This is a genomic window from Pseudomonas fluorescens (assembly GCF_018614655.1).
GTDB lineage: Bacteria > Pseudomonadota > Gammaproteobacteria > Pseudomonadales > Pseudomonadaceae > Aquipseudomonas > Aquipseudomonas fluorescens_BX.
The window spans coordinates 198859-225129 of the sequence record NZ_JAGGOG010000019.1; the positions used below are offsets into that span (position 1 = coordinate 198859).

The window sequence follows — 26271 nt, forward strand, 5'->3', positions numbered from 1 at the left end:
CCTCTCGTTTTATTTTGAGAAGGCTTTATAGAATGCCGAACGGGTCTGGGACCAATACCGATTTACGACCGATCAATACTCTTCTGGAGCCAGGATGCTCGACCTACGCAAGTTGCGTTACTTTCTCACTGTCGCCGAAGAACTGCACTTCGGTCGCGCCGCCCTGCGCCTGCACCTGGCACAGCCACCGTTGACCCGGCAAATTTCGGCACTTGAAACCGAGCTGGGTTTTCGCCTGTTCGACCGCACCAGCCGCACCGTTTCCCTCACAGCCCAAGGCCGTTCCTTCTTGCCCTATGCCCGCTCGGTGCTGGAACAGGTTGCACTGGCCGAGGTCATCGCCGGCAAACTGGCCAACGGTTCGGCCGGGCAGCTGGCATTGGGTTATGTCAGCTCGATTGCTCTGTCAGACCTGTTCAGCCAAATCATTCAAGCCTTCGCCCAGCGGTTTCCCGATGTGCAATTGACGTTGGTGGAATGTGCCTCCGGCAGCCTGGGCTCGCAACTGGCCGATGGACGTCTGGATATCGGCCTGAGCCGGTTGTTACCGCAAAGCGGGCAGACGGATGTGCAAGCCTTGTCATTGGGTGAGGAGCGGCTGGTGGCTGCCGTTTCCAGCGATAGTCCACTGGCGAGCCAGACCGAGATAAGCCTGGCGCAACTCAGCACCTATCCGCTGATCCTGTTCCCGGCCGATTACGGTTCGGGACTTAACCAGTCCATCGAACAGCTCTACCGACGCAACGGCCAGCCTTTGCGCCCGGGGCCGTCCGGGCGGCAAATCACCTCAATCATTGCCTTGGTCGCAGCCGGCCAGGGCGTCGCACTGGTCCCCGAATGCACCCAGAGTTTGATGAACAAAGGCGTGACCTATCGACCGCTGACGAATCCTGATGCGTATGCGCAGTTGCTGGTGCTCACCCGGGCTGAAGGGCGAAGCCTGTTGGTCGAGGCGTTTATGGAGGTGATTGATGAGCGGTTGCAGGCTCGCCAACGCCCCTGACCTATTTGCCGAAAAACCTCGCAATATCTCCGTCCGGCAGCTATTCACCGTGCTCTTACACTGCATACACCCACTACCGAAACACCGGTCGTCGACCGATGGTGGGTAGAGTGTTGATAATTTATTATCAGTGGTTATAGTCACCACCAACACACACCACAAGGAGGTGATGTGGACAGCCGATATTTGATAGGTCATATCGTCGCGGATGGCTGGTACCTGGTGCGGATCAGAGGCAGCCACCATCATTTCAAGCACCCGACAAAGCCTGGACTGGTAACGATTCCTCATCCCAAGAAAGACCTGCTGGACAAGACCGCGAAGAGCATTCTGAAACAAGCTCTGCTCAGTTGAACATCGTTTCTGGAGAACAACGAACATGCTGTACCCCATTGCAATTTCAAACGGTGACGAAGACCACGCCTGGGGTGTGGAAGTACCGGATATTCCTGGCTGCTTTTCTGCCGGTGATGACCTGGATGACGCCATGGCCATGGCCCGGGAAGCCATCGAAGGTCACTTCGAGATCCTCGCGGAAGACGGTGCACCGATTCCAAGCGCACAAAAAGTTACCTTGCACGCGGCCAATCCGAAGTACGCCGGCTGTACCTGGGCAGTGGTGGACATTGATGTCACCAAATACCTGGGCAAGGCGCAGAAACTCAACATCACCCTACCCGGCTATCTGCTGAACCGAATTGATGAATATGTGTTGCACCACCCCGAAGAGAAAAGCCGCTCGGGCTTTCTTGCTTCGGCAGCGCTCAAGGTGCTGCAACAGGATCGCTAAAGGCATTTTGAGAAAAAACTGAATGCAGTGGCGGGGATAGACCCGGATGATCGTCAAATCCTCAAATACTGAATCGGGACAATCAGGATGCCATCGTCAAACCAACACAGTTCAAAAGCCGTACTCAGGGCGATAGTGGCTTTGGTGCTGCTTCTCCCTCTGTTGGCCTCGCTGGTAAAGCTGCCAACTTTACTGGCTATAACCATGAGCATGACCGCTATCGCGTCGTCCATTTATGGTGTCTGGTTTGCCGCACGCAATGCTGGCCGGTGGCTGGTGGCATTCGCTGCGATAATTACGCTGCTCAATCTTGTCTCGATGGCCACCCTGGGGACGCCATCGGTACTCAGGGCTCTCTATATCCTTGCCTGGCTTTATGCATACCCGCATGTCTCCAACTGGGTTTACTGGAACCTCTAAATCGACCACGAATTTAACCGCAAGAAACGTAGTTTTCCCCGGGGCTGCCCGATCTACAGTGGCGTCGTACCGTTCACACCTGCTCATCAAGGAGTCCGATCATGTCTTGCGAATACAAACTCATGCCCTCTCCGGTCGGCCAACTGACCCTTGTCGCACGGGGCGGGAAGCTCGCGGCCATTTTGTGGGAGAACGAACGCGCCAATCGCGTGCGCCTGGGGCCGCTGCAGGAGGCAAGCGACAGTCCGGTGCTGGTGGAAACCGAGCGGCAGTTGAAGGAATACTTCGCCGGCACCCGCAACCGTTTCGAGCTGGAACTGGACTTCGCCGGCACCGACTTCCAAAAGAAAGTCTGGCAGGCACTGCTGACCATTCCCCACGGTGAAACCCGCAGCTACAGCCAGATCGCCTTGCAGATCGGCAACCCGAAAGCGGTGCGTGCAGTGGGCGCCGCCAACGGGCGTAACCCGATTTCGATTGTTACGCCGTGCCACCGAGTGATTGGTGCATCGGGCGGGTTGACGGGGTTTGCCGGTGGGCTTGAGGCCAAGCAATATCTGCTGGAGTTGGAACTTGTTGTCTGATCTCTCTGTAGCCGCTGCCGAGGCACGAGGCTGCGATGCGGGCCGCAGGACCGCCCTTGGGGCCGCTACGCACCCCATCGCAGCCTCGTGCCTCGGCAGCGGCTACAGAACGAGGTCAGTACATCGTCGAGTTGCTTAATTCAGCAGTGCTCGGATGTCTTTCAGCAACGCCCTTGGAATCTGAACCCCGCTCTTCAAACTCCGCTCCCTCGCCTCAAACCTTCTCTGCGAAGGCAACCTCGCACCCTGCCCGGTGATTGCCTCGAACAGCCCTTCTGCCCGCTGCAATCCCTGCGTGTAGTCGTCCCCCAAAAACACCTTGGGATCAAACGCCAACACCAACTCCCCATGACACGGCGCCGCGCCCACGCCGTCGTCGAAGGCCATCGACTCAGCGCTGGTCAAATCCCCGATCAACGCTCCCGCCAGCAATTCGATCATGGCGGCCAACGCCGAGCCTTTGTGGCCGCCGAAGGTTTGCATCGCGCCTTTCAGCGCCGCGTTGGCATCGGTGGTGGGTTGGCCGTCAGCGTCGATTGCCCAATGGTCAGGAATCGCCAAACCCTGACGGGCATGAAGCTCGATATCGCCACGGGCAATGGCGCTGGTGGCAAAGTCAAAAACGAACGGGTTGCCGTTTGGCCTTGGCCAGGCGAACGCCAGTGGGTTGGTGCCGAACACCGGCTTGCCGCCACCCGCCGGCGCTACCCAGCTGTGGCTAGGGTTCATGGCGATGCCCACCAGCCCTGCTGCAGCGATAGCTTCGACTTCCGGCCATAGCGCCGAGAAGTGGAAACAACGCTTGATCGCCATGGCGGCCAAGCCTTGGCTACGCGCTTTTTCCACCAACAATGGCAGCCCCGTCTGAAAGCTCAGCAGTGAGTAGCCGTAGTGAGCGTCCACCTCCACCACACCCGCCGAAAGGTGGCGCACGGAAGGCGCGGCCGATGGATCGACCTTGCCTTGGCGCAAAGACCGCACACAGCCCAACAGGCGATAAACGCCATGGGAATGGCATTCATCCCGCTGGGCGCTAGTGATGACCTGCGCAATGGCTTCGGCGTGGGCCTCGGACAGGCCGTGATGGATCAGCACGCTCAACGACAGGTCCTGGACCTCGTCCAGCGAAAGGCGCTCAGTCATGAGCACGCCCACCGTTGATCCGCCGGGGCACACTCAAGGGATTAGCGTCCGCCAACTCCAGCGGCAACAGTGCCGCGGGCAAATCCTGGTACGACACTGGCCGCAAAAATCGATTGATCGCCAGGCTGCCCACCGACGTGGTGCGGGTGTCCGAGGTGGCCGGAAACGGGCCGCCGTGCACCATCGCATGACCGACTTCAACACCCGTGCCAAAGCCATTGACCAGCAAGCGCCCGGCCTTGTTTTCCAGGGTTGGCAACAGCGCACGGACTTGCGGGTAATCCGCCTCGCTGATATGCAAGGCGATGGTCAGTTGGCCCTCCAGAGCGCTCACCACTTGCTTGAGTTGAGCCTCGTCAGCACAGCGCACGATCAACGATGCAGGGCCGAACACTTCTTCACGCAACGCCTGGCGCTGCAAGAAAGCCGCCGCCGAGGTGGCAAACAACGCCGCTCGGGCCTGGTAGCGCTCACCTTCAAGCCCCTGCCCCAATGTCTCGACATCGGCATGGGCCAGCAAGCGCTCGACACCCTGGCAGTAACTGCCGTGAATCCCCGGCGTCAGCATGGTGTTGGCAGCGGCCTTCTCTAAAGCATCGACAGCCGCACCTTCAAACAACCGTAGCGCCGGCCCATCAATCGCCAGGATCAATCCGGGGTTGGTGCAAAACTGCCCCGCGCCCAAGGTCAACGAGGCCACAAAACCACTCGCCATCGAAGCGCCACGCGCCCCTAATGCATGGGGCATCAACAGCACCGGATTGATCGAACTCATCTCGGCATACACCGGGATCGGCTCTTCGCGTGCCGCCGCAATCTTCATCAACGCTACGCCGCCGGTTCGCGAGCCGGTAAAGCCCACGGCCTTGATCCGACGATCCGCCACCAACCCTTGGCCAATACTGCGGCCGGTATCGAACAGCAGCGAAAACACCCCTTCCGGCAAACCATGAATACTGACCGCCTGCTGAATCGCCCGCCCCACCAACTCCGATGTGCCGGGATGCGCCGAATGCGCCTTGACGATCACCGGGCACCCGGCGGCCAACGCCGAAGCGGTATCGCCCCCGGCCACAGAAAACGCCAGGGGAAAGTTCGACGCCCCGAACACCGCCACCGGGCCGATGGCGATGTTGCGCAAACGCAAATCCACCTTCGGCAACGGTGTGCGCTCAGGCTGGGCCGGGTCGATGCGCACATCGAGAAAACTGCCTTGGCGCACCACCTCGGCAAACAGCCGCAACTGCCCGACGGTACGCCCGCGCTCACCTTCGATGCGGCCGCGAGGCAGCCCGGTTTCCAGCATGCAACGCTCGATCAGTTCATCGCCAAGGGCGAGGATGTTATTGGCGATGCTCTCCAGAAACGTCGCCCGTCGCTCCAGTGGCCGTGCGCGATAGTCATCGAACGCAGCCTCGGCAAGCTCACAGGCGCGGTCCAGATCCGCCAGGCTGGCGCCACCGAATGCCGGCTCCAGTGCCTGCCCGGTGGCGGCATCCAGCCCACGCAATTCGCCGTTCTCACCGCGATACGCGCGCTGGCCGATCAGCAGTTGACCTGTCATGGACATGGGTTACCTCTCGCTATACGTCAGGAAAATCATTCTTCGTCGCCATCCAGCACCAGCTTGTGCGCCGGCACGCCGGTGTTGGCGCCCCAGTAGTAAATGCCCAGCGCCATGACCGTGACCGCCAGGGTGTCGTACGGGTGCACCAGCGCACCGATGCCACCGAAACTGCCCAAGTAGGAAATCAAAATCGTCAGGGCATAAAAGGCGATCAGCCACAACGACGAGCGCACTTGTTCCCCCAGGCTCAGGTGGGCGGTGGGCACCAGGCGCTTGCAGCCCAGGTAGATCACAAACATCAGGATTTGCAGGCCCAGCAACCACGACACCGTGCCCCAGCCAGACCAGTAGACGATCAACGCAGCGATCACAAACGACACCGGGCCCAGCACCGCAAAACCGCTGACGCGGAACGGACGTGGCAGGTCCGGCGCGCTCTTGCGCAATGCGGCTACAGAGATCGGGGCAATGGCGTAACTGAGCACCAGCGCGGCCGAGACCACGTTGATCAGCGCTTCCCACGATGGGAACGGCAAGGTCCAGAACACCGATAAGGCGAAGGTCAGCCACAGCGCCGGGCGCGGGATGCCGGACTTCTCATCGATGCGGGTAAAAATCTTGAAGAACGTGCCAGTGCGCGCCCAGCCATAGACCACTCGCGGCGTGGCATTCATGTAGATGTTGCCGCAACCGCTGGGGGAAATCACCGCGTCGGCCACCACCAGGTACGCCAACCAGCCCACGCCCAGGGTCAGGGCGATATCGCGGTACGGCAGGGAGAATTCTTTACTGATCGCGCCCCAGCCATTGGCGAGCATCTCTGTGGGAATGCTGCCAAGGAAGGCCAGTTGCAGCAGGCCGTAGATCAGGGTGGAGAGCAGCACCGAAAGGATCAGAGCGATGGGAATCGTGCGCTGGGGATTGCGGACTTCACTGGCCACGGAAATGATCGGCGTAAGCCCAAGATAGGCAAAAATGATCCCGCCTGCAGAGACCGCCATCTCAATGCCCGACAGACCAAACGGAGCAAAACCCTGGACATGAAAGTTGTCGGGTTTGAAGAACGTGAACAGCACACCGATCACCAGCAACGGCACGATGAACTTGAACAGGCTGATGAAGTTGTTGGCCTTGGCGAAGGTTTTGACGCTGTAGTAGTTCAGCGCAAAAAACAGGCAGAGCAAGGCGAACTGCATCAGCCAGCCGATGATGGTCGGGTTGCTGCTGCCTTCATGGGTCAGGCCGGGAAACCAGGCGGCTGCGTATTGGCGTGCGGCGACCACTTCAATCGCTACCAGGCTGGAGAAGGCGATCAGCGTGATAAAGCCCATCAAGTAGCCCAGCAACGGCCCGTGGGAAAACACCGGATAACGCACCACCCCACCCGCTCGAGGCAAGGCCGCGCCCAACTCGCAATAGACGATGCCAAGCAGCAACACGGCAAAGCCACCCAGCAACCAGGAAAAGATCCCCGCCGGCCCGGCAATCGCCGAGACATGGCTGGCGGCGAACAGCCAACCGGAACCAAAGATCGCCCCCAAGCCGATAAAGGTGAGGTCGACCAGCGATAACTGTTTCTTGAACTTGCCTTGGCCTGACATAGGCGCGCCTTCTTTTATGGAGTTATTGGAATAGGCAGATCGAAATGTCTTTCACAGCAAAATCTTGTTGTGTCGAGCAGGCTTCTCTGTGGCGAGCGGGCTTGCCCGCGTTGGACTGCGCAGCAGTCCCTGCAAGCCCGACTTCAGCCTTACAGACAGACCGCAGCGGCAGATTTTGGGGCTGCTTCGCAGCCCAACGCGGGCAAGCCCGCTCACCACAAGTATTCACTCACATAGAGTCTTTACAGACCGACATCCGGCAGCTGCGGCCGTTCGGCCAACGCCTTGGCAACGATGGCTTTAACCCCGGCCAACGTCTCGCCCTGTAACGCCAGACGCGGCGGACGAGTGATCGACGAGCCACGCCCTACCAGCTCTTCACACAACTTGATGCACTGCACCAAGTCAGGACGTGCGTCCAAATGCAGCAACGGCATAAACCACCGATACAACACCAACGCCTCTTCAAAACGCTTTTCCTTGGCCAGGCGGAACAACGTTTCGCCCTCTTTCGGGAAGGCGTTGGACATGCCCGAGACCCAACCTTCAGCCCCCACGGCGATGCTCTCCACCACCACATCGTCCAGGCCGGCGAACAACACGAAGCGATCGCCCACGGCGTTGCGCAGGTCGATAAACCGTCGGGTGTCACCGGAAGAATCCTTGAAGCAGACGATGTTTTCGCAGTCCTGCAGAGCGATCAGCACGTCGGGGGTCACGTCGTTTTTGTAGATCGGCGGGTTGTTGTAGACCATCACCGGCAAATCGGTGCTGGTGGCAATCGCCCGGAAGTGTGCGGCGGTTTCCCGTGCGGTCGCGGAGTACACCAGGGCCGGCATCACCATCACGCCGTCGACGCCAACGCGGGCCGCTTCCTTGACGGTGTTGCGGGCGAAGTCAGTGGTGAACTCGGCAATACCGGCGATCACCGGGATACGGCCAGCGGCTGCATCCTTGGCCACTTCGATAACCGAAAGTTTTTCCGCCGTGCTCAGGGAGGTGTTTTCGCCGACGGTGCCACACACCACCAGGCCGGAAACACCGTCTTCCACCAGGTTGCGAATCACGGCATGGGTGGCTTCCAGGTCCAGGGAAAAGTCTGGTTTGAACTGGGTGCTGACAGCGGGAAAAACCCCGCTCCAATGAATGGCTTTACGGCTCATGGTCTTGTCCTTATTGGGGTCGGTCTGGCCGACTGGCGTTGGAAACGTAAAACAGATTCCGCCTTTTGCGCCGATGCAGCTTGAGACTTTTCCTACTTGAAGGAGACGAAATCGGCACAATCGCGATCGGCACCTCAATCATGGCAATTGTGCCGATTTCGTCATCCCAACCCGCGAAAACCAACAAGCGAATCCGCCCCGATGCGAGCCACTCTGTAGGCCATTCTCATCAGGTGCTGCCATGAAAAAAATCACCGTCATCGACTCACATACCGGGGGCGAACCCACTCGCCTGGTGATCGCAGGCTTCCCGGATCTGGGCCAGGGCTCCATGGCCGAGCGCAAGCAGATTCTTGAGCGCGATCACGACCGATGGCGCGCCGCCTGCGTGCTCGAGCCGCGGGGTAGCGACGTGCTGGTGGGCGCACTGTTATGCGAGCCGCAAGCTGCCGACGCCTGTGCCGGTGTGATCTTCTTCAACAACAGCGGCTACCTGGGCATGTGCGGCCACGGCACCATCGGCCTGGTGCGCTCGCTGCATCATCTGGGGCGCATCACGCCAGGCGTGCATAACATCGAAACCCCGGTGGGCACCGTACAAGCCACCTTGCATGACGACCAGTCGGTGAGCGTGCGAAACGTGCCCGCCTATCGCTATCGCAAAGCGGTCGAACTGAGCGTGCCTGGCCACGGCGTGATCCAGGGCGATATCGCTTGGGGCGGCAACTGGTTTTTCTTGATCAGCGAGCATGGCCAGCGCATTGCCGGCGATAACGTCGAGGCACTGACTCACTACACCTGGGCAGTGCGTGAAGCCCTGGAGGCGGCCCTTATCACCGGCAAGGATGGCGGTGTGATCGACCATATCGAACTGTTCGCCGACGACGCCCAAGCCGACAGCCGCAACTTCGTGCTGTGCCCCGGCAAAGCCTACGACCGCTCTCCCTGCGGTACCGGCACCAGCGCCAAACTGGCGTGCCTGGCAGCTGACGGCAAACTGGCCGAAGGGGAAACCTGGACCCAGGCCAGCGTGATCGGCAGCCAGTTCACCGCGCACTATGACGTGGTGGGCGAGCAGATCATCCCGACGCTGCGCGGCACCGCCCACCTGAGCGCCGAAGCCACCTTGCTGATCGAAGACAGCGACCCGTTCGCCTGGGGCATTGTGCTGTGAACGCCGAGGCCGATGTGATCGTGATCGGCGCCGGTATCGTCGGTGCGGCCTGCGCCCATGAGTTCGCCCGGCGTGGCCTGAAAGTGCTGGTGTTGGACAACGCCAGCGGTGGCGCCACCGGTGCCGGCATGGGCCACCTGGTGGCGATGGATGACAACGCCGCCGAACTGGCCCTGAGTCACTATTCCATTGGCCTGTGGAATGCCCTACGCGACGAGATGCCCGCCGCCTGCGCTTACCGCAACTGCGGCACCCTGTGGTTGGCCGCCGATGATGCCGAGATGGACCTGGCACGGGCCAAGCAGCGCACCCTGACCGACCATGGCATTGAGGGGCAATTGCTCGACTGCGAACAGCTGGCACAAATGGAACCGATGCTGCGCAAAGGCCTGAGTGGCGCTCTGAAAATCATCGGCGACGGCATTCTCTACGCCCCGGCGACTGCCCAATGGCTGCTGCAAAAACACCCGCTGATCAGCCAGCGCCAGGCCGACGTCAAGGCCGTCGGTCCGCAACGCGTGCAACTGGCCGACCAGCGCACGTTGTCGGCCGAATACGTGGTCGTGGCCAATGGTTATCCCGCCCGGACGTTGCTGCCGGAATTACCACTGCGGCCAAAAAAGGGCCACTTGTTGATCACTGATCGCTACCCGGTGCAGGTCAGCCATCAACTGGTGGAACTGGGCTACGCCGCCAGCGCCCATGCCAGCGACGGCACCTCGGTGGCGTTCAATGTGCAGCCGCGTCCCACAGGGCAATTGCTGATTGGCTCATCCCGGCAATTCGACACCCTGGAGCGTGCGGTTGAGCCCGAGGTGCTCGCACGAATGTTGCAACGGGCCGTGGAGTATTTACCGGGTTTGAGCGACCTCAATGGCATTCGCGCCTGGACGGGATTTCGCGCAGCGACACCGGACGGCCTGCCAATCCTGGGCGAGCATCCACAGCAAAAAGGCCTGTGGATGGCAGTCGGGCATGAAGGCCTGGGCGTCACCACCGCCCCCGGCAGTGCCCGCCTGCTGGCGGCGCAAATGTTGGGTGAAACACCCGACCTGGATATTCGCCCTTACCTTCCCGAGCGCTTCGCTGGAGTGACCGCATGATTATTTACCTGGAGCGCCAACCGCTGACGGTGCGCGACGGCATCACCGTCGCCGCTGCGGTGACGGTCACTCGCACCTCCTGCACCGGCCAGCCTCGAGCAGCGTTTTGCGGCATGGGTATTTGCCAGGAATGCCGAATGACCATCGACGGCCGGCGCCAGCTGGCCTGTCAGACCCTGTGCCGCGAAGGCATGCAGGTGGAGCGCAGCGTATGAATCAAGTGTGCGACATTCTTATCGTGGGCAGCGGCCCCGCCGGTTTGGCCGCCGCCCGTGCCGCCAGCCGCGCGGGATTGCATATCACCGTGATCGACGATAACCCGCGTGCCGGTGGGCAGATCTGGCGCAACGGGCCGGATACTCAACTGGAACCTGCGGTGCTGGAGCGTCTTGCGGTGCTTGAACAACCGTCGGTTCGCTACCTGCCGGGGACGCGTGTGGTTGCGGCGCTCAAGCCAGGATCGCTGCTGCTTGAGAATGCCGAGCACGGCTTTGTCATGATGTATCAACGACTGATTCTCTGCTGCGGTGCCCGGGAATTGTTGCTGCCCTTCCCCGGCTGGACCCTGCCGGGCGTCACGGGTGCAGGTGCCCTGCAAGCCCTGGTAAAAAACGGCTTGTCCATACACGGCGAACGCACAGTGATTGCCGGCAGCGGCCCGCTGTTGCTGGCCAGTGCCGCCACAGCACGCAGCGCCTGCGCTCAGGTTGAAAACGTGCTGGAGCAGGCCTCAGCCAAATCCGTCATGAGGTTTGCCACGCAATTGTGGCGTTGGCCGACCAAGATTCGCCAAGCCCTCGACCTCGCCACCACGGCCTATCGCTGGAACAGTCACGTGGTCGAGGCCCTGGGTGAACAGCGGCTGGAGGCGGTACGGATCAAGGTCGGCGGCCGCCTCAAGGAGATCCCTTGCGAGCGCCTGGCCTGCGGATTCGGGCTGGTGCCCAACACCACTCTCGCCGCGCACTTGGGGTGCGAACTGCAAGGCACAGCCATCGTGGTCGACTCACTGCAATGCACCAGCCTGCCTCAGGTTTACGCCGCGGGAGAATGCACCGGAGTCGGTGGCAGCGAACTGGCGCTGGTCGAAGGAGAGATCGCCGGCCTGGCGGCCAGTGGGCAGCACCCAGAGATCGAGGCACTGCTTGCCCGTCGCGAGCATTGGCAGGTCTTTGCTGATCAGGTCAGGCATGCCTTTGCACTGAACCCGGCGATCTACAGCCTGGCGCAGCCTGATACGGTGCTGTGCCGCTGTGAGGATGTGCCCTTTGCTGCCATGGCTTGCGAAACCTCCTGGACCGCCGCCAAACTGCAAACCCGCTGCGGCATGGGCGCTTGCCAGGGCCGCGTGTGTGGTACCGCCGCGCAAACCCTGTTTGGCTGGGACGCACCGCTGCCGCGCTCGCCATTAGTGCCGACCAGGATCAGTACCCTCTTGTAGCCGCCGCCGAGGCACAGACATGAACGACACCGTGCTGCTCAACAGCCTCACCGCCGCGCCCCAGGATATCGACAGCCTGCTGGGCAGCATCGGGTTGATCCTGCCGCTGCTGGACAGCATTCCCAGCACGGTGTTTTTCATCAAGGACCTGCAAGCTCGCTACCTGACGGCTAACCTGACCCTGGCCCAGCGCTGCGGTTTCAAGACAGTGGCCCCGCTGCTGGGCAAGACCTCCGCCGAGGTCTTCCCGGCGGTGTTGGGGCCGGTGTACACCGAACAGGATCAACGCGTACTGCGTCAGGGCATCACCATCAAGGGCCAACTGGAGTTGCACCTGTATGGCAGCCGCGAACCGGGTTGGTGCCTGACCCACAAGCTGCCGCTGTATGGGCAGGATGGGCAGATCATTGGCATGGCCGGCATCTCCTTCGACCTGCAGGCGGCGCGCGATGCGCACCCGGCCTATCAACGCCTGGCCGCTGTCGACCGACATATTCGCGAGCACTACGACGAAGCGATTCGCATGGATGACCTGACGGCCATCGCCGACCTGTCGGTGGCGCAACTGGAGCGCTACTGCAAGCGGATCTTCCATCTGACGCCGCGGCAGATGATCCACAAAGTGCGTCTGGAACATGCCTCGCGCCTGCTGCTCGGGGAGCTGCCCATTACCGACGTAGCGTTGCAATGCGGTTATACCGATCACAGCGCGTTCAGCCGCCAGTTCAAGTCGCTGACGGGCGTCAGCCCTCGGCAGTTTCGCCAGAGTGCGGCAGGGTAAGTGCCGGCAGCGGCCCGCGCCAAAACGCCTGGTATTCGAACAAGTCCTTGAAACCCATCTTGCGGTACAGAGAAACACCCAGGGCGGAGGCTTCAAGGAAACACCAGCGAGCGCCAAGGCCCACGGCATGCGCCAGGGCGGCCTGCATCAATTGTGTTGCATGCCCTCGGCCGCGAAAGGCTGCATGGGTGCCCACATCGTTGAGCCGGGCCAACTGGTCGGTCATCGACAAGGTCAATGCGCACACCACCGTTCCCTGTATCGTCAGTGTGAAATGGTAGAGGTTTTTATCGCCTTCCATGGCCAACTGATGTCGGGCTTGATAGTGCGCAGTCCATTCGGCAGACATCGCGAACGCGGCGCCCACAGGGCCAGCCCAGTCGTCGAGATTGGGGGTCAGACTGACCTGAGGCGGGATATCGTTGGTCAATCCAGGTGCAAAGGTTGCCAGGTCAAGCACCATCGCCGTAGTGGTCTCAATAACAGTAAACCCCAGGCTCGCCAGGGGTTCCTGCAAGCGCTCGACCTCATCCTGATGCACCGTCACGCGCACCGGCACCACGGTGCGGGGGATCAACTCCAGAATGGCATCCAACCCCTCGCCCAGGGAGCTGCTGCCAACCCGGACAAACAACAGGTTCCACTCATTGACGTACAGATCAGCGAAATAGCCGTTTACACAGGCGGTGAAACGCCGGTGCAAAGGGCATGTCACGGCGAAAAAGTGGTGTTCGGTCTGGTGGTAAAGGCTGGCAAGATCGAGGGGGCCAATGGCGTGCATAACGTGGGTCCGGGCAAAAACCCAGTCTTGGCGACGCTCGTCGACGGCACTGTAAATACTCTCTGAAAAGTCCTAAAGAAAAATCGTATACGTTTGCCCACTTTTTAAAGCGGCGGTTGGAGTTGATCCAACCGCCGCTTTTTCATTTCACCTTCAGAAGTTCTGTCACAGGCATCAGCCTTCGCCCTGGTGACCTTTTCCATAAGTCGAGGCCAGCGCTCTGGCCTTTTCCAACTGGGTTTCCAGCTTGGGCAGGGTCTCGTCCACCAGTGCCTTGATTTCTGGCACCTCGGACGCTGCACCCTCCTGCTTGAACAAGGCGATGGCATCTTCATTGGCCTTGACCTGCTGTGCGGTGTACGCCGCATCGAATGAGTCACCGTCCTTGAGTTCGGGCATCAGGCTTTCAGCCTTATCGACGATCTTCTCCCGAGGGGCCACCGGCAGGTCGAGCTTCTTGGCGATCGCCGCCAGGTGCTGGTTGGCGATGGTGCGCTCGTTGATGACCTCGATGGTGTAGTCCTTGATTTCCTGGGACGAGGTCTTGGCGTGGGCCATGCGACTGGTTTCGATATCGGCCATGCCCTTGGCCGAAGCCTGCTCGATAAATTCGGCAGGCGACTGGGCGAAAGCATTGCTGGCGCCGAGGCCCAGCAGCATCGCAAAACTGGCGGTGCGTAACCGGATAGCCATGCGGCTCATGATGGGTTCCTCCAGGTAATAAACAGGTGTCGGGGAACGAGCCCCGCCCTGAATTTGAATTTTCAAGGCGGCAAAGGTTTAGAAAAAACTGGCCAGTGCGACGAACGGTCGTCAGTGGTTCACGCCTTGTGCCCGAACAGTCCCGGCAATGCATGAGCCAGGGCATTGATGGCAAAGCCAATAAACATCACCCCGCATAACCGAGTAATCATCACTTCATGACGCTGATAAACAGCACGCACCTGCCGGGCGCCGACCACCCCGATGAGGATCGCATAGGCGGCAATACCGCCCACAAAACTGATGAAGATCAGCCATGGCAGCATCGACCAGGTCAGCAATTCAGCACGGCTGGAGAGCAACGCAGTGAAGGTCGCCACAGCCACCGGATACGCCTTGGGGTTGGTCAGGCCGAACAGGATGCCGTGCCAGAACGGTTTACGCGCCGCGCCCTGAGGCGTTTCCCCGCTGCCGCGCTGGGTGCGGATAGCGCGCCAGCCAAGCCAGAACAGATACAGGCCGCTCAGCACACCCAGCACATCAAAGGCACTGCTGCCGATTTCCCGGGCGCCGACGATGGCGATCAACGCGGTGCTGCACCACACCACATCCCCCAGCAAATGCCCACACAGAAAACCCGCCCCGGCCCGACGACCACGGGCGGCACCAATGCCGAACACCGCCAGCACGCCAGGGCCGGGCGTAATGGCGTAGATAAAACCCGAGGCGAGGACGGCAAACAACAAGGATGAAGTCATGGGCGTTTGGCTCTGGCAGTGGGAAAGCGGGTCGGTTGATTCTGCATGTTCTGTGGCTACGGGTAAAACTTCATTCCCGCGTAAGGCTTGTCACGGCAGGCCTGTAGGCGTGACGCCAGATCACCGACATGGATTTCCAGTTTATGGCCATCGGGATCGAGAAAATAGAACGAGGCACCTTCACTGCGGTTGTCCCGCCACTCCTGCACGCCGGCGGCTCGCAGACGCTCCACTTGAGCCGAAAAATCGGCGGCGGCGACGCTGAATGCGTAGTGGGTGTATTCGGCCGCAGGGGCGCAGGGGCGCAACGGGTCCAACGACAGGCACAGCCAGAGCCCAGGCAGCGAGAAGTAAGCGCCGTTGTCCCAGGTGGCATCCAGATGCAGCTGCAACAGGTCGTGGTAGAAGCCGACGCTGCGGTTCAGGTCAGTGACGGACAGGGTCAGGTGGTTGAGGCCTGAGAGCATGTTGTGAGTCCTTTTTGGGCGTGAACATCAAGACAATACATTCTCAACCCGCTCAATCAACCACTGCAACGCCGGATCCCCTCCCCGCCGCGAATGCCAGGTCAGCACAAAGGCAAAGGCAGGGATAGGAAATGGCGGCGGCACGGCCAACAGCCGCGCCTGATCAATGTCGAGCAGGCTGCGGGACGACACGGTGAGAATCAGGTCGGTCCCCTGAATCAGTTGGGGAGCCACGCCCCAATGCGGCAGGCTAATGGCGACATGTCGACGTTCTCGAATCGCCGTCAGCGCCCGTTCGATTTCCGGGGTCCCGCTGCCGCGCATTTCCAGCAGTACATGGGGACGCGCCAGGTAGGTGGGCAGATCGAGGATGCCATCGGCGGGCAGGCTGTCGCGGTCTACCAGGCAGGCATAGTGCTCTTCGAACAAGGGCGTGCTGCGCAATTCCGCAGGCAGGTCGGGAAATACCCCGGCTGCCAGGTCGATATCGCCGTTGAGTACACCGTCGACCATGCCTTCGCGGCTGGCAGGGATGATCAGCAGATCAATCCCGGGGGCTTCCCGACGCAAGGTGCGCACCAGTCCCGGCAACAGCAGTGCAGCACCGTAGTCCGACATGGCCAGGCGAAAGGTGCGCTTGGCCGAGGCGGGGTCAAAACGGTTCGGCGCCAGCAGCGCTTGCACCTGGGCCAAGGCGTCGGCCAACGGCGTGGCCAGTTCCAGGGCGCGAGCCGTGGGCACCAGCGTGCCGCCCTGGCGCACCAACAGCGGATCTCCCAGCAGATCGCGCAAGCGCGCCAGAGCATGACTCACCGCCGGCTGGCTCAAGTGCAGACGCTCGGCGGCACGGGTGACGTGTTGCTCGCTGAGCAAGGCGTCGAGGATCACCAGCAAGTTGAGGTCAATGCGGCGCAGATCATTCATCCGGTGCATGTCCAACATAAGAACCTGGAATTTAAATTTGCGCGACGAATGCTCTAGAGTCCAGAAAAACCTCTGGGAGAATTTTCATGACGACGTTGCATTGGGTAGGTTTGTTGCTGTTGGCGGTGATAGCAGGCGCGGTGGTTCCGTTTCAAAGCGCGATCAACGCCAATCTCGGGCGTGGGCTGGGGCACCCGTTATGGGCGACCCTGGCTTCATTGTTGGTGAGCATCGTGGTGTTGCTGCCCGTCATTGTGGCGCTGCGCTTGCCGCTACCCAGCCTGGACTTCATCACCAGGGCGCCCTTGTGGATGTGGGCCGGTGGCGCGTTCGGGGTGTGCTTCATCTCCCTGGCACTGATCCTGCTGCCCAAGCTCGGCGCGTCGGGGTTTATTGCCTTGGCCATGGCCGGGCAAATTATCGCCTCGCTATTGCTGGATCATTTCGGGCTGTTCGGCCTGGTGGAACGGCACCTGACAGCGCCCCGGTTGATCGGGGCGCTGATGCTGATCGGGGGCGTGGCACTGATTCAGTTCAGTGCGGCGCCGAGTAAAATTCTGACGGCGGTTTGATGATCAGCACTTGTCCAGTGTCCGCAATTTTTGCGGCAAGCCCCAGAGCAACAGCGCCGCTGCGATCAGCGCGCACACGCCAATGACATAGAGCGCGGGGGTGGTGCTGCCGGTCAGGTCGCGGATCCGGCCGACCATCACCGGGCTGACGATGCCGCCGAACTGGCCCAGGGTGTTGATCACCGCGATTCCACCCGCCGCCCCGGCCCCTGCACCGGCCAGCAGTTTCGGCGGCAAGGTCCAGAAGGTCGGAATTGAGGCGATGATACCCGCACCCAACAGGCCCAAGGCGACGATCAGGAATGTGGTGTGATCGGCAAAGATCCCGGCACAGAAGAACCCCACCGCGCCCAGGGCCACCAAGCCGCTGACAAACTTGCGGCGCTCGCCGGTGGCGTCCGATAAACGTCCGATCACCACCATGCTGATAGCTCCGCACACGTAGGGAATAGCCGTCAGCAAGCCGATCATCACCGGGCTTTGGGTGCCGGCGCTGCGGATCAGTTGTGGCGCCCAGAAGTTCAGGCCGTAAGACGCGACCTGGATCAGAAAGTAGATAAACCCAAGCATCAGGAAGCCCGGAATACGTATCGCCGCCAGCAGCGAACCGCCGTGTTTGTTCGGCTCATGCAGGGCAACGCGGCTGGACAACAAGGCCTTTTCCGACGCACTCAGCCAGTGGGCGTCCTCGATGCGATCCTTGAGCAGGGTCAGCACCAGGAAACCCAGGCCGATGCAGGGCAAACCACCCAGCAGGAACAACCAGTGCCAGCCACGCATCTGCAGCACGCCGTCCAGATGCTCCAGCACCAGTCCGGAGAACGGTGCACCCACCAACCCGGCAAACGCGGAGGCCAGGAACAACATTGAGGTGATGCGCCCACGGTAGTGTTGCGGGAACCACAGGGTCAGGTAATACAACACGCCCGGTGCAAATCCCGCCTCCATCGCACCGATGATGAAACGCAGCCCGTAGAACTGCCATTCGGCGGTCACAAATACCATAGCCGCCGTGGCCAGGCCCCAGGACATCATGATCCGCGCGATCCAGCGACGGGCGCCGACCTTGTACAGCATCATGTTACTTGGCACTTCGAAGATCACATAGCCGACGACAAACAACCCGGCCCCCAGGCCGTAGGCGGTGTCGCTCAAACTCAGGTCGGCCTGCAACTGGAACTTGGCGAAGCTGATGTTGATGCGGTCAAAAAAGGCGAACAGGTAGCACACCATGATCAGCGGCATCAGGCGCCAGGCGACCTTGCTGACCAGGGCTTTTTCGGCATCGTGCTCAGCGACCGGGCGCACGCCGGCCTCCAACGTATTAAGGCTCATTGTTTTTCTCCAGGCGGACTGCCCATAGGTGTCCGATTGTTTTTGTTGTCTGGTTGAGACTTACAGCGTCGCGATATAGCCCGGCGCCGGATGCAGATCGCAGTTGCGGCCCGCCTTGGCCACCTGGCCAGGTAATTCGTGGCCGAGCAGCGCCGGCAGTTGCCGGGACATGTGCAACAGGTGAGGCAGGTCGATGCCGGTATGAATACCCACTTCATCACACAGATTGACCAGGTCTTCAGTGCAGATATTGCCCGACGCACCCGGCGCAAATGGACAACCGCCAAGGCCACCCAGGGCCGCGTCAAAACGCCGGGCACCGGCTTCATACGCGGCCAACACATTGCACAGCCCCAGGCCACGGGTGTTGTGAAAATGCAGGGTCAGATCAGCGGCGCTCACCCGCTCCAGCACCCGTTTGACCAGGCGCTCGACCTGACGCGGATTGGCCATGCCCGTGGTGTCGGCCAGCGTCACACCCTGGATGCCCAACGCCAGATAGGCATCCACCAGTTGCAGCACACGGTCTTCGTCAACCGTGCCCTCGAATGGGCAACCGAAGGTGGTCGCGATGCTGCCATTGAGCCGTACCGGGTGGTCGGTGGCAAAGCTGATCACGTCGCCAAAGGCCGCCAGGGAGGCTTCGCAACGCATGCGCATATTGGCCAGGTTGTGGGTCTGGCTGGCGGACATCACCAGGTTCAACTCATCGGCCCTGGACTCGACCGCGCGCATGGCGCCCTTGAGGTTGGGAATCAGCGCCACGTAGATGATGCCTGGGCGCCGGGTGATGCCCTGGAACACTTGCTCGCCATCGCGCAGTGCAGGGATGGCCTTGGGTGAAACGAACGACCCGGCTTCGATTCGCGAAAATCCAGCCTGGGATAACTGGTCAATCAGAGCGATCTTGTCGGCGGTCTCGACCCAGGTCGGCTCGATCTGCAAGCCATCCCGAGGCGAGACTTCCTGCACGATCAAAGGGTCTGCATAGTTTTTCATTGCACCACTCCCGAGGCTTTCAGACGCTGAATATCGACCCCCGTCAGTCCGAGGTCACCGAGAATGTCATCCGTGTGTTGCCCCAGGCTTGGTCCCTGCCAGTTCACCGCGCCCGGGGTTTCCGAGAGTTTGGGCACGATACCCGGCATTTTCACCGTCAGGCCGCCGGGCAGGTCGGCGTTGAGCAGCATGTCACGCGCCTGGTAGTGCGGATCGGCGACAATATCGGCCACGGAGTAGATGCGCCCGGCCGGTACTTCGGCCGCTTCCAGGGCACTGAGCACCTGGTCAATGGGCAAGCTGCTGGTCCAATGGGTGATCGCCGCGTCCAGCAGTCCGCTTTTGGCCGCACGCCCGTCGTTGTGGGCAAACTCCTCGGCTTCGGCCAGGTCGACACGGCCAATCGTGGTCATCAGGCGCTTGTAGATCGGGTCACTGTTGCCGGCAATCACCACATACGCGCCGTCCGCCGTGAGGTAGGTATTGGACGGTGCGATACCCGGCAAGGCACCGCCGCTGCGCTCGCGGACATGGCCCAGCATGTCGTACTCCGGAACCAGGCTTTCCATCAGGTTGAACACGCTTTCCGCCAGGGACACGTCCACCACCTGGCCATCACCCTGGCCGGTCTTGACCCGCAACAACGACATCAACGCGCCGATCACCCCGTGCAACGAGGCCAGGGAATCGCCGAGGCTGACGCCAACCCGCGCCGGTGGCGAGTCGGGGTTGCCGGTGGTGTAACGAATCCCGCCCATGGCCTCGCCGATAGCGCCAAAACCTGGCCGATCACGATAGGGACCGGTCTGACCGTAGCCGGAAATCCGCACCAGGGTCAGCTTGGGATTGAGGGCGTGTAATACGTCCCAACCCAGGCCGAGTTTTTCCAGGCCGCCGGGGCGCAGGTTTTCGATCAACACGTCGGCGTCGGCCAGCAGTTGCTTGATCAGGCCGATGCCTTCGGCGGACTTGAGGTCCAGGGCCAGGGATTTTTTGTTGCGTGATTGCAGGTACCACCACAGCGACGTGCCTTCGTGCAGCTTTCGCCATTTGCGAAGCGGATCGCCCTGTCCCATGGACTCGACCTTGATCACTTCGGCGCCAAACTCGGCCAACAACCGTGCGGCGAACGGTGCGGCGATCAGCGTGCCGATCTCGATCACCTTGATACCGCTCAGGGGAGTCGTCATGGGGTGTACCTCTTATTCTTGGAATGTGGGCCAAGGCTAGAGGACGACGACGGTATAAATCCAATCTTCAGTTGGCAACGAGCGTTCGCGAAACGCGAATTCATAGAGCATTGCCTGACACACCGATCCGTCAGACTTGTGCTTCAGTGCCTTGTAGATACTCGAACAGCAATCGACTGACCGGTGACAACGAAGCCTCATCGCGGATCACCAGAATCAACCGTCGGTCCGACCACCCATCCGTCAACGGCACGGCTTGCAACCCCAAGGCCCGACCGAACAATTCATAGGCTTTTTGCGGCAGGATGCCGATGCCCATGTTGGCCTGGACCATTCGGCACATCGCATCAAATCCCGGCACATGAATCCGCAGGCGCAACAGTTTGCCGGCCTCACGTGCGGCAGCGTGGGTGCGCATATTGATGGAGCTGGCCGAATGCAGGCCGACATAGTCACTGTCCAGGGTGTCGGCAAAGGCCAGGGTTTCACGGCTGGCCAATGGGTGACCCGCCGGCATCAACACCACCAGTTTGTCTCGGCGGTAGGTCACGCTGAGCAAGCCTTTGGTGTCGGTATCGCTGGAGCAGATGCCCAAGTCCGCAACACCGTCGAGCACGCCTTGAACCACGCCACGGCTGGGACGCTCTTCCAGGTCGGTTTTCACCTGAGGATGCAGCCCGGAAAAATCCCGCAAATCTTCCGGCAAAAACTGAATGATCGCCGAGAGATTAGCCAACATACGCACATAGCCGCGTACACCATGGCTGTGTTCACCCAGTTCCAGGCCCATTTTCTCGACGTTGAACAGCATCTGCCGCGCGTGGTGCAACAAGGTTTCGCCGGCCGCGGTGAGGCTCATGCCCTTGGCCCGGCGTACAAACAGACTCACACCCAGCACCTGTTCCAGCTCCATCAGGCGCTTGCTGGCGGCCGAGACCGCAATGGCCTCGCGGGTGGCAGCGCGAGTCAGGGTGCCTTCTTCGTGGACGGCAACAAACAACTGCAGGGTGATCAGGTCGAGGCGACGGATCAGGCTTTTTTGCAGCATCAGACAGGCTCGCAGGCCAGGCGATTAATATCCGCTTGCTCCACCACCGCCTGTGCAGCGCCGTGACGAACGGCCGTCAACATCGCCCGGCCTACGGTTTCGGTGCTCACCACCCAACCTGGCCGTGTGTGGCGAACCAGCGACAGCAACGGGCCTGTCACGGTATAGATCGATTGATAAAGCGGGGTTTTAGAACGTACGCCATGGAGTGGCTGAATGATGCCAGGACGAAACAGGTACACCGCCTTGAACGGCAGGCGCAGCAAGGCGTTTTCAGTCTTGCCCTTGATCCGGGCCCACATCACCTTGCCCGTCTCGGAACTGTCGGTACCGGTGCCGGACACGTAGACAAAGGTCATCTGTGGATTGAGCCGGGCCAGGGTGCTGGCGGCCACCAGGGTCAGGTCATAGGTCAGGTGGGTGTACTTGGCCTCATCCATGCCCACCGAGGACACACCCAGGCAAAAGAAGCAGGCATCAAACCCTTGCAACAGGTTTTCCAGGGGCTGGAAGTTGAGCATGTCGGTGTGCAGCACCTGATGCAGTTTGTCGTGCTCCTGGGTAAGAGGCGTTCGACCGACCGCCACCACTTCCTGCACATCACTGGCCAGCAGGCACTCGCGCAACACGCCCTGGCCGACCATGCCGGTGGCACCGAATAACAGAACTCTCATAAGGGGGACCTCAGCGGCAATCCGCACGCTTCAAGCTGCAAGTAAAAGGCAATAGAGCCATACCTTAGCAGCTTGCAGCGCGCAGCTTACTTCTGCCCTTCTCAAAAGGCGCTGCGAAAGATCTCTTCAATCTGGCGCTGATCGGCACGCCGCGGATTAGTCAGCCCACAAGCATCCTTGAGCGCGTTGCTGGCCAGCAGCGGGATGTCCTGCAATTTGGCGCCCAACTCCCGCAGGCCGACGGGGATGTTGACGTCATGGGACAGGCTACGAATGGCAACAATAGCGGCTTGTGCACCCTCTTCCGGGGTCACGCCCTTGATGTCCGCACCCAAGGCCCGGGCGACATCGCTCAGGCGCTCGGCGCTGACGCTGGCGTTGAAGCTTTGCACGTGGGGCAACAGCACGGCGTTGCACACGCCGTGAGGCAAGTCATACAGGCCGCCCAACTGGTGCGCCATCGCGTGGACGAAACCCAGGGAAGCATTGTTGAACGCCATGCCGGCGAGGAACTGTGCATACGCCATGTTTTCCCGAGCGGTCATATCGTGGCCATCACGCACCGCCAGACGCAGGTTGGCGCTGATCAGTTCGATGGCCTTAATCGCACAGGCGTCGGTGATCGGCGTGGCGGCGGTGGATACGTAGGCCTCGATCGCGTGGGTCAAGGCGTCCATGCCGGTGGCGGCGGTCAGGCCTTTGGGCATACCGACCATCAGCGCCGGGTCGTTGACCGACAGCAACGGCGTAACGTTACGGTCAACGATGGCCATTTTCACGTGACGGCTTTCGTCGGTGATGATGCAAAAACGGGTCATCTCGCTGGCAGTGCCGGCGGTGGTGTTGATGGCTACCAGTGACAGTTGCGGCTTGGCCGACTGGTCAACGCCTTCGTAGTCGCCGATATGCCCGCCGTTGGTGGCACACAGGGCGATACCTTTGGCACAGTCATGGGGCGAGCCGCCGCCCAGGGACACCACGAAGTCACAGGCACTTTGCTCAAGCAGCGCCAAGCCTCTTTCGACGCTCTCGACATTGGGGTTGGGCTTGGCGCCATCGTAGATCACCGAGTCGATGTCTTGCATCGCCAGCTTTTCGGCGATCATGCCGGCCACGCCCGCCTTGACCAACCCCGTGTCGGTGACGATCAACGCCTTGCGAAAGCCGTAGTTGCGGATGGCAGTCATGGCTTCGTCGAGGCAACCGATGCCCATGATGTTGACCGCTGGGATGAAGAAGGTGCTGCTCATGAAGAATCCTCTGGGAGCGTTGATGGCTACAGCATCGACCTCCCTCGTCTGCGGCATCTTGACCAGGATCAAGCCCTGCTCATGATAAAGTCACCCCCCAGCCGTTTTTGAGTAGACCCGCCGCAATGAAGGATTTCCAGGATGTTGACGCCCACCTTGAAGACTGGAGCGCCTTGCGCAACAGCATCGACTTCAACGGGATTCTGATCGGCAACGGCGCCAGCCGCGCGGTGTGGGAAGACTTTGCCTACGACTCCCTGTTCGAAAGCGCCCGCACGGTGGAGGAAAAGCCGCTCAGCCAATCCGAACTGAGCGTGTTCGATGCAATGCAGACCCGCAGTTTCGAACAGGTGCTGGGGGCGCTGAAAACCACCAGTCGGGTCAACAAGGCCCTGGCGGTCAGCTCGGCGGCGCCGCGCAATCGTTACTACGCAATAAAGGAAGCGCTGATCAACACCATCCACGGCGTGCATATTCCGTGGCGCCTGGTGCAGCCGTCGCTGCTTGCGACAATGAATCAGGAGCTGTCCCGCTATTCCACGGTGTTCACCAGCAACTACGACCTGCTCAACTACTGGTCGATCCTGCAGGTACCGGGCATCGATGATCTGTTTCGCAGTGCCGACGCCAGCTTTGACCTGCGTAATACCGCCGGCGACAGCACCCGTATTTTGTACCTGCACGGCGGCCTGCACCTGGTGCGCAACCTGGACGGCACGGCGCGTAAACTACCGACCACCGACAGCACCTTGCTCAGTAGTTTTGCGATCAACAATACGATCAAGACCCTGGACGATGTGCCGCTGTTTGTCAGCGAAGGCAAGGTTGAGGAGAAGCTCAAGACCATCCGCAGTTCCGATTACCTGTCGTTCTGCTACGAGCAGTTGCTGAACCATGAAGGCGCGTTGTGCATCTTCGGGCATCACCTGGGGCCGCAGGATTCACACCTGGTGCAGGCGATTCGGCAGGCCAAGATGAAGACCCTGGCGATTTCGGTATTTGGGCGCAGCGAGGGGTTTATCCAGCAGCAGAAGCGGCGTTATGCGGGGTTGTTCGAAGGGATAGAGGTGCAGTTGCGGTTCTTTGATGCACGCACGCATGCGCTGGGCAATCCGGCCTTGTCGGTTCCCGTGGAACACTGATCTACTGAACAAAAGCGATCAACTGTGGGAGCTGTCGAGCTTTAGCGAGGCTGCGATGCAGGCGCTGCGGTCTGACAGGTACACCGAGGTGATCCTATCGCAACCTCGCTAAAGCTCGACAGCTCCCACATTGACCGGATTCCAAAACAAGGCGGCGATCATTCTTCGCTGCTATGCACCACCACCAACAACTGCGCCTGCACCTCCCCCACCGATCTGATCCGGTGGGGCTTTTGCGCATTGAAGTGCAGCGCATCGCCCCGCTCCAGAATCACCCGCTCGCTCATGAAGTCCACTTCCACCCGGCCTTCATGGACGAACAGAAACTCCTCCCCCAAGTGCTCCTTGAAGGTCTTGTCGGTGAACTCCGCCGGCGGATAGATGATGAACGGTAATAGGCTGCGTTCGCTGACCTGATGGGCCAACACGGCATAACCCGGTGACGCATCCGTGCCCGACAACGCCTGACGTTCGTGGCTGCGCACCAGGCTGTAGCTGTCGAGGCTGACGCTGTCTTCGCTGAACAACTCTTCGACTTTCACGTTCAGCGCCTTGGCCAGTTTCAGCGCAGCGGCAATCGACGGCGTATTGAGACCGCGTTCGACTTTCGACAGGTAGCTCTTGGTCATACCGGACTTTTCGGCCAGAGACTCCAAGGTCACACCCAGTTTTTTTCTCAGTATTTTCAAACGGATAGACATGTGCAGCGGTTAATCCATGAAAGAAGCGATGATGAGTGCTTGCCAATGACACCTTGTGTCATATAGTCTTTTAAGTGTCATTTGCATTCACCCAACAACCTTGCGAGCAGTGGGGGACCAGCAAATCCGACGTCCATTGAACCACCCAAAGGACACCAACATGGCCAAGACATTAGCACTCCCCAAAGACCAACTGGTCAAGCAAGCGCTGAGCCAGATGCAAAACACCCTGGCGGATAATACGTGGACCGACCGGCAAAAGCTGGCGCTGACCTGCCGTATTCTGTTCGAGAACGGCCACGACTCCGGCCTCGCCGGGCAGATCACCGCCCGCGGCCCGCAACCTGGCACCTACTACACCCAACAGTTGGGCCTGGGTTTTGATGAAATCACCGCCAGCAATCTGCTGTTGGTCAACGAAGACCTGGAAGTCCTCGAAGGCCATGGCATGCCCAACCCGGCCAACCGTTTTCACAGCTGGGTCTACCGTGGCCGGCCGGATGTGAACTGCATCATTCACACCCACCCGACCCACATCGCCGCGCTGTCGATGCTCGAAGTGCCGCTGCAGGTGTCCCACATGGACCTCTGCCCGCTGTATGAAGATTGTGCCTTCCTGGAAGCCTGGCCCGGCGTGCCGGTAGGCAATGAAGAAGGCGAAATCATCACCACCGCCCTGGGGGACAAGCGTGCGATTCTGCTTTCCCACCACGGCCAATTGTCCACCGGGACCACCATCGAAGAAGCCTGCGTGATCGCGCAGTTGATCGAGCGTGCGGCAAAGCTGCAGTTGCTGGCGATGGCAGCAGGCACCGTCAAGCCGATCCTGCCGGCACTGGGGCGTGAGGCCCATGACTGGATTTCCAAGCCCAAGCGCCACGGCGCCGCGTTCAACTACTACGCTCGGCAGAACCTGCGCCAACACGCCGATTGCCTGAACTGAAACCCTTTTCGACCG

29 protein-coding genes are annotated in these 26271 nt (G+C 60.6%); 13 read left to right on the forward strand and 16 right to left on the reverse strand.

Annotation, left to right across the window (positions count from 1 at the left end):
• Positions 1-94 precede the first annotated feature (94 nt).
• The 5 genes from J7E41_RS20595 (at position 95) to J7E41_RS20615 (ending at position 2797) form a co-directional block, all read left to right on the forward strand.
• On the forward strand, positions 95-1003 hold the full coding sequence (locus tag J7E41_RS20595) for a LysR family transcriptional regulator (RefSeq protein ID WP_214995695.1): 909 nt from the start codon (positions 95-97) through the stop codon (positions 1001-1003).
• Positions 1004-1174: 171 nt separating this feature from the next.
• A complete protein-coding gene (locus tag J7E41_RS20600; protein ID WP_003189411.1) occupies positions 1175-1357 on the forward strand; it encodes a type II toxin-antitoxin system HicA family toxin in 183 nt (60 codons plus the stop codon).
• A gap of 25 nt (positions 1358-1382) precedes the next feature.
• Positions 1383-1793: a type II toxin-antitoxin system HicB family antitoxin gene (locus J7E41_RS20605; protein WP_214995697.1), complete on the forward strand. Its 411-nt coding sequence runs from the start codon at positions 1383-1385 to the stop codon at positions 1791-1793.
• Positions 1794-1997: 204 nt separating this feature from the next.
• The gene (locus J7E41_RS28140) at positions 1998-2213 is read left to right on the forward strand and encodes a hypothetical protein (RefSeq protein WP_251029596.1); all 216 of its coding nucleotides are present in this window, start codon (positions 1998-2000) and stop codon (positions 2211-2213) included.
• A 101-nt stretch (positions 2214-2314) separates the two neighbouring features.
• Positions 2315-2797, forward strand: coding sequence for a methylated-DNA--[protein]-cysteine S-methyltransferase (locus tag J7E41_RS20615; RefSeq protein WP_214995702.1), 483 nt, complete (start codon positions 2315-2317; stop codon positions 2795-2797).
• Positions 2798-2932: 135 nt separating this feature from the next.
• On the opposite strand, the gene J7E41_RS20620 is transcribed toward J7E41_RS20615, so the two are convergent.
• The 4 genes from J7E41_RS20620 to J7E41_RS20635 all read right to left on the reverse strand — a co-directional run bounded on the left by J7E41_RS20620 (position 2933) and on the right by J7E41_RS20635 (position 8271).
• A complete protein-coding gene (locus J7E41_RS20620) occupies positions 2933-3940 on the reverse strand; it encodes an Ldh family oxidoreductase (RefSeq protein WP_214995704.1) in 1008 nt (335 codons plus the stop codon).
• On the reverse strand, positions 3933-5510 hold the full coding sequence (locus J7E41_RS20625; protein ID WP_214995706.1) for an aldehyde dehydrogenase (NADP(+)): 1578 nt from the start codon (positions 5508-5510) through the stop codon (positions 3933-3935). Before J7E41_RS20625 ends, J7E41_RS20620 begins: the two co-directional genes overlap by 8 nt.
• Positions 5511-5539: 29 nt before the next feature.
• Entirely contained in the window at positions 5540-7108 is a 1569-nt protein-coding gene (locus J7E41_RS20630; protein ID WP_214995708.1) for an APC family permease, read from the reverse strand.
• 242 nt (positions 7109-7350) lie between these two features.
• A complete protein-coding gene (locus J7E41_RS20635; protein WP_214995710.1) occupies positions 7351-8271 on the reverse strand; it encodes a dihydrodipicolinate synthase family protein in 921 nt (306 codons plus the stop codon).
• 241 nt (positions 8272-8512) lie between these two features.
• On the opposite strand from J7E41_RS20635, the gene J7E41_RS20640 reads away from it, so the two are divergent.
• From J7E41_RS20640 to J7E41_RS20660, 5 genes are read left to right on the forward strand one after another with little or no spacing between them, the layout of a single operon-like run.
• Positions 8513-9445 (forward strand): 4-hydroxyproline epimerase, encoded by a 933-nt coding sequence (locus tag J7E41_RS20640; RefSeq protein WP_214995713.1) that lies wholly within the window; start codon positions 8513-8515, stop codon positions 9443-9445.
• Positions 9442-10548, forward strand: coding sequence for an NAD(P)/FAD-dependent oxidoreductase (locus J7E41_RS20645; protein WP_214995715.1), 1107 nt, complete (start codon positions 9442-9444; stop codon positions 10546-10548). The genes J7E41_RS20640 and J7E41_RS20645 overlap by 4 nt, the downstream gene beginning before the upstream one ends.
• A complete protein-coding gene (locus J7E41_RS20650) occupies positions 10545-10763 on the forward strand; it encodes a 2Fe-2S iron-sulfur cluster-binding protein (RefSeq protein WP_155585011.1) in 219 nt (72 codons plus the stop codon). Before J7E41_RS20645 ends, J7E41_RS20650 begins: the two co-directional genes overlap by 4 nt.
• Positions 10760-11989, forward strand: coding sequence for an NAD(P)/FAD-dependent oxidoreductase (locus tag J7E41_RS20655; protein WP_214995718.1), 1230 nt, complete (start codon positions 10760-10762; stop codon positions 11987-11989). The genes J7E41_RS20650 and J7E41_RS20655 overlap by 4 nt, the downstream gene beginning before the upstream one ends.
• A 19-nt stretch (positions 11990-12008) precedes the next feature.
• The gene (locus J7E41_RS20660; RefSeq protein WP_214995721.1) at positions 12009-12770 is read left to right on the forward strand and encodes an AraC family transcriptional regulator; all 762 of its coding nucleotides are present in this window, start codon (positions 12009-12011) and stop codon (positions 12768-12770) included.
• Here J7E41_RS20660 and J7E41_RS20665 read toward each other — a convergent pair.
• The 5 genes from J7E41_RS20665 to J7E41_RS20685 all read right to left on the reverse strand — a co-directional run bounded on the left by J7E41_RS20665 (position 12733) and on the right by J7E41_RS20685 (position 16402).
• Entirely contained in the window at positions 12733-13551 is an 819-nt protein-coding gene (locus tag J7E41_RS20665; RefSeq protein ID WP_214995723.1) for a GNAT family N-acetyltransferase, read from the reverse strand. The genes J7E41_RS20660 and J7E41_RS20665 overlap by 38 nt on opposite strands.
• A gap of 174 nt (positions 13552-13725) precedes the next feature.
• Positions 13726-14253: a DUF4142 domain-containing protein gene (locus J7E41_RS20670; RefSeq protein ID WP_214995726.1), complete on the reverse strand. Its 528-nt coding sequence runs from the start codon at positions 14251-14253 to the stop codon at positions 13726-13728.
• A 119-nt stretch (positions 14254-14372) separates the two neighbouring features.
• A complete protein-coding gene (locus tag J7E41_RS20675) occupies positions 14373-15011 on the reverse strand; it encodes a LysE family translocator (protein ID WP_214995729.1) in 639 nt (212 codons plus the stop codon).
• Positions 15012-15067: 56 nt separating this feature from the next.
• Positions 15068-15478, reverse strand: a complete 411-nt coding sequence (fos, locus tag J7E41_RS20680) for a fosfomycin resistance glutathione transferase (RefSeq protein ID WP_214995731.1) — start codon at positions 15476-15478, stop codon at positions 15068-15070.
• Between the two features lie 27 nt (positions 15479-15505).
• Positions 15506-16402 carry a LysR substrate-binding domain-containing protein gene (locus J7E41_RS20685; protein WP_435304133.1) on the reverse strand — a complete coding sequence of 299 codons (897 nt, stop codon included), beginning with the start codon at positions 16400-16402 and terminating at the stop codon, positions 15506-15508.
• Positions 16403-16488: 86 nt separating this feature from the next.
• Here J7E41_RS20685 and J7E41_RS20690 point away from each other — a divergent pair, with 86 nt between their 5' ends.
• The gene (locus tag J7E41_RS20690; protein WP_214995736.1) at positions 16489-16974 is read left to right on the forward strand and encodes a DMT family transporter; all 486 of its coding nucleotides are present in this window, start codon (positions 16489-16491) and stop codon (positions 16972-16974) included.
• A 3-nt stretch (positions 16975-16977) separates the two neighbouring features.
• On the opposite strand, the gene J7E41_RS20695 is transcribed toward J7E41_RS20690, so the two are convergent.
• The 6 genes from J7E41_RS20695 to yiaY all read right to left on the reverse strand — a co-directional run bounded on the left by J7E41_RS20695 (position 16978) and on the right by yiaY (position 23470).
• Positions 16978-18309, reverse strand: a complete 1332-nt coding sequence (locus J7E41_RS20695) for an MFS transporter (protein ID WP_214995739.1) — start codon at positions 18307-18309, stop codon at positions 16978-16980.
• 60 nt (positions 18310-18369) lie between these two features.
• Positions 18370-19308 carry a hydroxymethylglutaryl-CoA lyase gene (locus J7E41_RS20700; protein WP_214995741.1) on the reverse strand — a complete coding sequence of 313 codons (939 nt, stop codon included), beginning with the start codon at positions 19306-19308 and terminating at the stop codon, positions 18370-18372.
• The gene (locus J7E41_RS20705; RefSeq protein WP_214995743.1) at positions 19305-20498 is read right to left on the reverse strand and encodes a CaiB/BaiF CoA transferase family protein; all 1194 of its coding nucleotides are present in this window, start codon (positions 20496-20498) and stop codon (positions 19305-19307) included. Before J7E41_RS20705 ends, J7E41_RS20700 begins: the two co-directional genes overlap by 4 nt.
• 130 nt (positions 20499-20628) lie before the next feature.
• Complete coding sequence (locus J7E41_RS20710) at positions 20629-21546, reverse strand: LysR family transcriptional regulator (protein ID WP_214995745.1); 918 nt, start codon at positions 21544-21546, stop codon at positions 20629-20631.
• Positions 21546-22220, reverse strand: a complete 675-nt coding sequence (locus tag J7E41_RS20715) for an NAD(P)H-binding protein (RefSeq protein ID WP_214995747.1) — start codon at positions 22218-22220, stop codon at positions 21546-21548. Before J7E41_RS20715 ends, J7E41_RS20710 begins: the two co-directional genes overlap by 1 nt.
• A gap of 101 nt (positions 22221-22321) precedes the next feature.
• On the reverse strand, positions 22322-23470 hold the full coding sequence (gene yiaY, locus J7E41_RS20720) for an L-threonine dehydrogenase (protein ID WP_214995749.1): 1149 nt from the start codon (positions 23468-23470) through the stop codon (positions 22322-22324).
• 125 nt (positions 23471-23595) lie between these two features.
• Here yiaY and J7E41_RS20725 point away from each other — a divergent pair, with 125 nt between their 5' ends.
• Positions 23596-24612 carry a DUF4917 family protein gene (locus tag J7E41_RS20725; RefSeq protein ID WP_214995752.1) on the forward strand — a complete coding sequence of 339 codons (1017 nt, stop codon included), beginning with the start codon at positions 23596-23598 and terminating at the stop codon, positions 24610-24612.
• Positions 24613-24770: 158 nt separating this feature from the next.
• On the opposite strand, the gene J7E41_RS20730 is transcribed toward J7E41_RS20725, so the two are convergent.
• Positions 24771-25313: a helix-turn-helix domain-containing protein gene (locus J7E41_RS20730; RefSeq protein ID WP_214995754.1), complete on the reverse strand. Its 543-nt coding sequence runs from the start codon at positions 25311-25313 to the stop codon at positions 24771-24773.
• Positions 25314-25473: 160 nt separating this feature from the next.
• Between J7E41_RS20730 and J7E41_RS20735 the strand changes: the two genes are divergently transcribed.
• Positions 25474-26256 carry an aldolase gene (locus tag J7E41_RS20735; RefSeq protein WP_214995756.1) on the forward strand — a complete coding sequence of 261 codons (783 nt, stop codon included), beginning with the start codon at positions 25474-25476 and terminating at the stop codon, positions 26254-26256.
• The last annotated feature ends 15 nt before the right edge of the window (positions 26257-26271 follow it).